The 6679-nt window shown below is 61.9% G+C and carries 4 protein-coding genes; 3 read left to right on the top strand and 1 reads right to left on the bottom strand.

Going from position 1 to position 6679, the window contains the following annotated elements; all coding sequences use genetic code 11:
• Positions 1-257 precede the first annotated feature (257 nt).
• Positions 258-1922: a putative bifunctional diguanylate cyclase/phosphodiesterase gene (locus KZH41_RS30275; RefSeq protein ID WP_094948724.1), complete on the top strand. Its 1665-nt coding sequence runs from the start codon at positions 258-260 to the stop codon at positions 1920-1922.
• A 126-nt stretch (positions 1923-2048) separates the two neighbouring features.
• Here the strand turns inward: KZH41_RS30275 and KZH41_RS30270 are convergent, their stop codons facing one another.
• A complete protein-coding gene (locus tag KZH41_RS30270) occupies positions 2049-3452 on the bottom strand; it encodes a NorM family multidrug efflux MATE transporter (RefSeq protein WP_263274183.1) in 1404 nt (467 codons plus the stop codon).
• A 137-nt stretch (positions 3453-3589) separates the two neighbouring features.
• Between KZH41_RS30270 and KZH41_RS30265 the strand changes: the two genes are divergently transcribed.
• Positions 3590-4510 carry a LysR substrate-binding domain-containing protein gene (locus KZH41_RS30265; protein WP_263274182.1) on the top strand — a complete coding sequence of 307 codons (921 nt, stop codon included), beginning with the start codon at positions 3590-3592 and terminating at the stop codon, positions 4508-4510.
• Positions 4511-4685: 175 nt separating this feature from the next.
• Positions 4686-6662, top strand: coding sequence for a methyl-accepting chemotaxis protein (locus tag KZH41_RS30260; RefSeq protein WP_263274181.1), 1977 nt, complete (start codon positions 4686-4688; stop codon positions 6660-6662).
• Positions 6663-6679 lie beyond the last annotated feature (17 nt).

The following is a 6679-nucleotide window of genomic DNA, read 5'->3' as shown; positions in this document are numbered from 1 at the left end:
ACAGAATTTTAGGAGTCGTTGTTCAAAAGGGCGGGCATTTTAACAGGCTCGCAGGATTCTGCTCTCACAGAACGACAGTGTGACGTACCACTCGATCTAAATTTGCCGGTTTTGATACTTTGCCGCAGGATGTAGGGGGCTTTTTGAGGCTAATCCTTACAGCCAGCGTATTTGATAACCCTTATCATTGGTGATTATCAGGCCGCGCGTCATAATGCCGGCCGCCAACGAAATTTTGCAGAGTCTAGGGAGCTAGCTTGTCTACGCCTGTCGAACCCTTGCGTTTGCTGCTACTGGCCGATGAGCCAGCGTGGGCAGCGTTGTTGCGCGAGTGCCTGGTGCCGATGGGCGATGGGGCTGTGCTGATCAGCGCGCCCAACTGGGACTCGGTGAGCCGTCTGTTCGATGACGACCACACTGCTGTGCTACTGACCACGCCCAATCTGCAACCCGGCCCCGGCCGTTGCAACTTGCCGTGTGTGTTGCTGTTGGAACAGGAACCGCTGGTTTCGCCCGTGGGCGTGAGCGATTGGTTGATCCTCAATGCATTGGATGCCGATATATTGCGCCGCTGCCTGCGCCATGTCCGCGAGCGTGGCGTGCTGGAGGCCACCTTGCAGCGCCTGGCCGAACAGGACCCGCTCACCGGTATCGCCAATCGCCAGGGGTTCCAGACCTTGCTGGCGGCGCGGCTGGCTGAAAACGAAGGCCGTGGCCTGGCCCTCGGCCATCTCGACCTCGACAATTTCCGGCATGCCAACGACGCATTAGGCCACCAGGCCGGTGACCGGCTTATCCTGCAAGTGGTCTCGCGCCTCAAGAGCCAGCTCGAAGCTGGCGACCAACTGGCGCGCCTGGGCAGTGACGAATTCGCCCTGCTGATTGATACCCGCCGCGCGCCCCAGCGTGCTGAATGGATGGCTGAACGCATCACCGAAGCCATGGCCGAACCCTATTGGGTCGACGGCGAAAGCCTGCTGATCGGCTGCAGCCTGGGTGTGGCGCATGCCCGCGCGCGCGCCGGCGCCGACCCGTTGATGTGGCACGCGCACATCGCCATGCAGCAAGCCAAAAGCACCCAAGGCTGCACGTTTCATATCTTCAACGAACGCATCAACCGCAACGCGCGCAGCCTGGCCGACCTGGAAAGTGAATTGCGCCGTGCGTTGCGCCGTGACGAGTTGGAACTGCATTACCAACCGCGCCTGGACCTGGACGATGGGCATATCGTCGGCCTGGAAGCCTTGGTGCGCTGGCGCCACGGTGAGCGTGGGTTGTTGCCGCCCAGCGAATTTGTGCCGTTGGCCGAACAGAGTGGCCTGATCGTACCGTTGGGTTACTGGGTAATCTCCCGAGCCCTGCGCGACATGCAAAACCTGCGCGAACGCGGCCTGCCGCCGCTGCACATGGCGGTCAACCTGTCGTTTCGCCAGTTCCAGGACAGCCAATTGCTCTCAACCCTCAGCCGGCTGATTGCCGAGCGCGGTGTGGAGGCGCAGTGGCTGGAGTTTGAACTGACCGAAACCGCCGTGATGCGCCGCAGTGACTTGGTCAAACAGACCATGGACGCCCTCGGCCGCTTGGGTGTGCGGTTTTCCCTGGATGACTTCGGCACCGGGTTTTCCTCGTTTGTGCACCTCAACAGCCTGCCCATTGCCTTGCTGAAGATCGACAAGAGCTTTGTCGGCGGTATGGAAGAGCGCGAAGAAAACCGCAAGCTGGTGCACGCCATGATCAACCTGGCCCACAACCTCAACCTGGAAGTGGTGGCCGAAGGCGTGGAAACCCCTGAGCAGTTGGCGCTGTTGCGGTTGTTCGGCTGCGACCAGGCCCAGGGTTACTTGATCAGCAAGCCGTTGCCGTTGCCGGAGTTGGTGGAATATTTGACGTTCGGCAAGAGCCAGCAGGCGCTGCTGGGTTAGGTTGCGAACCCAATCAACACTGTGGGCGCTGGCTTGCCTGCGATGGCATCACCTGGTTATGCCTGACACACCGAGGTGCCTGCCATCGCAGGCAAGCCAGCTCCCACATTGACCGAGTACATCCTATTAGTCAGGTTGCATGGCTTGGAATACAGGCTGTATTTCCGGCTCCCGGCGAATCATCCGCTTCATCTTCGCCTCAAACGCCCACGTCAGGCTGACTGCCGCACACGCCAGGCCTAGCGCCAAGCCCCACCACACGCCGGTCGGCCCCCAGCCGAGGGTGAACGCCATCAACCACGCGGCCGGCGCGCCGACCAGCCAATAGCAGCCCAAGCCCACCAGAAAGGTGGTCTTGGCATCTTTCAGCCCACGGATGCAGCCCATGGCGATGGTCTGCACACCGTCGAACAACTCAAACCACGCGGCTACGGCCAGCAAGCTGACGGCCAGGACGATAACGTCATGGAAGGCCGGGTCGTTATGGTCGAGAAATAACCCGATAAGCGCATCGGAAAACAGCCACAACACCGCCGCAAATCCCAACATCACCACCGCGCCAAAGCCGATACCAACCCGCCCCGCCATGCGCGCCTGCAGCAACTGCCCGGCGCCGTAATGCTGGCCGATGCGCATGGTGATCGCGTACGACATCCCCGCCGGCACCATGAACGCCACCGAAACAATCTGCAGGGCAATCTGATGCGCCGCCAATTGCGTACTGCCCATGGTGCCCATGCACAGCGCGGCGAAGGCAAATAAGCCGACTTCCACCGCGTAGGTGCCGCCAATCGGCAGGCCCAGGCGCCACAGCTCGCGCAGATACTGGGTGTTGAGGCGCAGCAGGCCCGAACTCAGTGGGTAGGCCGCATACGCCCGGTTACTGCGGATGTACCACATCAGCGCCAGGGCCATGCCGTTGGCGACAATGGCCGTGACCAGGCCGATGCCCATCAAACCGAGTTTCGGCAGGCCGAACATGCCCTCGATCAGCGCATGGTTGAGGAAGTAGTTGAGCACCGTGCCGCACAGGCTGATCACCATCACCGGCGTGGCCTTGCCGATGGCACTGGTAAAGCCGCGCAACGCCATGAAGCTCAGGTAGCCGGGCAGGGCGAACGGCAGGATGGTCAGGAATTGCCCCGCCGCGTGCACGTTGGTTTCGGTTTGGCCAAACATCAGCAGCACCGGCTTGAGGTTCCACAGCAGCAAGCCGGCCACCAAGGCCATCAGCCAGGCGAGCCAAAGCCCGGCCTGGGTCAGGCGAGTGGCGCCTTCGATGTCGCCCGCGCCGTGGCGGATGGCCACGAGGGTGCCGACGGCGGCAATCACGCCGATGCAGAAAATCGCCACGAACGAATAGCTCGCCGCGCCCAGGCCGCCACCGGCCAAGGCTTCGGGGCTCAGGCGGGCCATCATCAGGGTGTCGGTCAGCACCATCAGCATGTGCGCCAACTGTGAGGCAATCAACGGCCCTGACAGCCGCAGAATGGCCCAGAGTTCAGTACGCACCGGAGGCTGCATGATCATCACGCTCAAAAAGTCGAAGGGTTGGGAAAGGGTTGATTCTCGGCGCTCCTGACGCATTACACAAAAGGATAAAAGCGATCGTTTACATGATTAAAACTCATGGTAGGGTTCGGTATTGCCCTGTCGCAGGTTCATTTATGGCACGTCGTCTCCCCCCGCTTTATGCCCTGCGCGCATTCGAGGCAGCCTCACGGCACAACTCCTTCACCCGGGCGGCGCAGGAACTGTCGATCACGCAAAGTGCCGTCAGCCGGTATATCCGCACGCTCGAAGAGCATTTCGCCTGCCGCCTGTTCCAGCGTAGCGGCCGCAACCTGCAGCTCACCGAAGCGGCGCGCCTGCTGCTGCCCGGTGTGCGTGAGGGCTTCGCCGCCTTGGAGCGGGCCTGTCATACCCTGAATGCCGAAGACGACATCCTGCGCATGAAAGCGCCATCGACCCTGACCATGCGCTGGTTGCTGGCGCGCCTCAGCCGCTTCCGGGCGTTGCAGCCGGGCAATGAGGTGCAACTGACCAGTGCGTGGATGAGCGTGGATGAAGTGGACTTCAACCAGGAGCCGTTCGATTGCGCGGTATTGCTCAGCTACGGGCATTTTCCGGCGGACTGGGAGGCCAGCTACCTGTTCCCCGAGCTGCTGATCCCGGTGGGCGCACCGAACCTGCTGGAAGACGGGCCCTGGGATGTCACACGCCTGGCGTCCGCTGAGCTGCTGCACCCAACGCCCGACCGCCGCGACTGGCGCAATTGGCTCGAGCGCATGGGGCTGTCGTCCCAGGTGTCGCTCAAGGGCGGGCAAGTGTTCGACACCCTCGAATTGGGCATGATCGCTGCTGCGCGCGGGTACGGCGTCTCTATGGGCGACCTGCTGATGGTGGCCGAAGACGTGGCCCAGGGGCGATTGAGCCTGCCGTGGCCGACGGCGGTGGCGAGTGGGGAAAATTACTATTTGGTGTGGCCTAAAACCCGTCCGGGCGGTGAGCGCTTACGGCGGTTGGCGGAGTTTCTCCAGGGTGAGGTCAAGGCCATGGAATTACCCCAGGTCGAGCGCCTCGACTGAGGCGCTACACACCTTTGTGCAATCGTTTGCGCGATACCCCTGTGAATCGCTCAAGTATTGCCCGCGCCCGCCGAAGAAGGTGTGTTGGAACGCACCGTGCCAACGTTTCCCACCCGATAATTTGCCGAGCAGCGCTAAGAGATCAGGATGATCCTGGCCTCGGCCAGGAGCTGTCATGTCTCAACCTCGTGCTCGGATTGCCTCCCAGTTAGGCCTCGCACTCGCCGTGATTCTGGCTGTCGTTATCAGCGGCAGTACGGTTTTCGCCCTGCGTTCCCTCGACTCTGCCAACCTCGACACGCGCGAGGAGCACCTGGCCAGCGAGGCGCGCTTGCTTGCTGACCAACTCAATACCTTCCACAGCACCTTGCGCGAAAGTACCCAGCGTTTGAGCGGGCTGTTTGAAAAGCGCTTCGGCGCCGGTTTGAGTGTGCGTGGGGAGCAGCAGGTAACGGTGGCTGGCGTACAGACACCGAGCCTGTTCTTGGGCCTCGACCTGTTGAACAACAATTTCGATGAGGTCGATGAATTCAAGGACACCTCCGGCGGTGTGGCCACCGTGTTCGTGCGCAGCGGCGAAGACTTCATTCGCGTCAGTACATCCCTGACCAAACAAGACGGCAGTCGCGCCATCGGTACGGCCCTGGACCACCAGCATCCGGCTTATCAACGGCTGCTCGCCGGGCAGAGTTATGTCGGCCGTGCTGTGCTGTTCGACCGCTCCTACATGACCCAGTACACCCCTGTGCGCGATGCTGCCGGCAAGGTGATTGCGGTGCTGTTTGTCGGTTTCGACTACACCGACGCGCAGAAGGCCCAGCTCGATAACCTCAAGCGCTTCCGTATCGGCCAGACCGGCTCCCTGGCCTTGTTGGACGAACAGAAACACTGGCTGGTGCCACCGGCCGGCGTGCAGGCGCTGGACCAGGCGATCCCGGTGATGCTCGACCTGGCCAAGAACCCAGGCAAAGGCAGCTTCTGGAGCGACAAGAACGAAGATTTCTACAGTGTCTCGGTACCGTTCGACGGCGGCCCGTGGGCGGTGGTGGCGAGCATGCCGAAGTCCGAAATCCGCGCAGTGACCTGGGCGGTGGGTATTCGACTGGTGATCGGCAGTGTGCTGGCGATGTTGCTGGCGGTAGGCGCGGCGGTGTGGTTGCTGCGCAGCAAATTGCAGCCGCTGAGTGACTTGGTACGCCAAGCCGAAGCCCTCGGCGCGGGTGATTTGAGCGCGCGTCTCAATGTGTCCAGCCATGATGAAATCGGCCAATTGGCGCGCAGCTTCAACCAGATGGGTGAAGCGCTGTCGACCATGGTCTCGCATATCCGCAAGGCCGCCGAAGAGGTCAACGGCCGTGCCCAGGCGTTGTCCGGTTTGTCGGGTGGCGCCTATGAAGGCATGGAGCAGCAGTCCGGCGAGATCACCAGCATGGCCGGCGCGGTGGAAGAATTTAGCGCCACCTCGCTGAACATCGCCGACAACATGGGCAACACCGAGCGGTTGGCCCAGGAAAACGCGCAGCAAACCCGCATCGGCCGGACCTCGATGCAAGAGGCCTCGTCGTCGCTGGAACATATCGCCACCGCGCTGAACAGCACGGCCACGGTGATCAATACCTTGGGCCAGCGCTCCCAGGAAATCGGCGGGATCGTGGGTGTGATCACCTCGATTGCCGAACAGACCAACCTGTTGGCGCTCAACGCGGCTATCGAAGCCGCCCGCGCCGGTGAACAAGGCCGCGGTTTTGCCGTGGTCGCCGACGAAGTGCGCAACCTGGCCTCGCGCACCCGCCAGGCCACCGATGAAATTTCCGGGATGATCCAAAGCATCCAGCAGGAAACCGGCAACGCCATCAGCACCATGGAACACGGCAACGTGTTGATGCAGGAAGGCCTGTCGCTCAACGCCGACGTGGCTTCGGCCCTGGCGCGGATCGACGAGCAAAGCCGCTCGGCGGGTCAGCAATTTGCGGCGATCACCACCGCTACCCAAGAGCAGAGCAGCACCGCGACCTTGCTGAGCAGCAACTTGCAGAGCATTGCGCTGGCCAACAGCGAGCAGCGTGAAGTGGTGTCGAACCTGGCGATTACCGCCAAGGAGTTGGAGACCTTGGCGGCAGGTTTGCGGCATGAAGTAGACCGGTTTCGCTGAAGGCGACACAAAAGTGC

The sequence above is a fragment of the Pseudomonas sp. YeP6b genome, from assembly GCF_025642995.1.
Taxonomy (GTDB): Bacteria; Pseudomonadota; Gammaproteobacteria; order Pseudomonadales; family Pseudomonadaceae; genus Aquipseudomonas.
The sequence above is the reverse complement of the archived record's forward strand: the minus strand, read 5'-3'. Positions and strand labels throughout refer to the sequence as shown.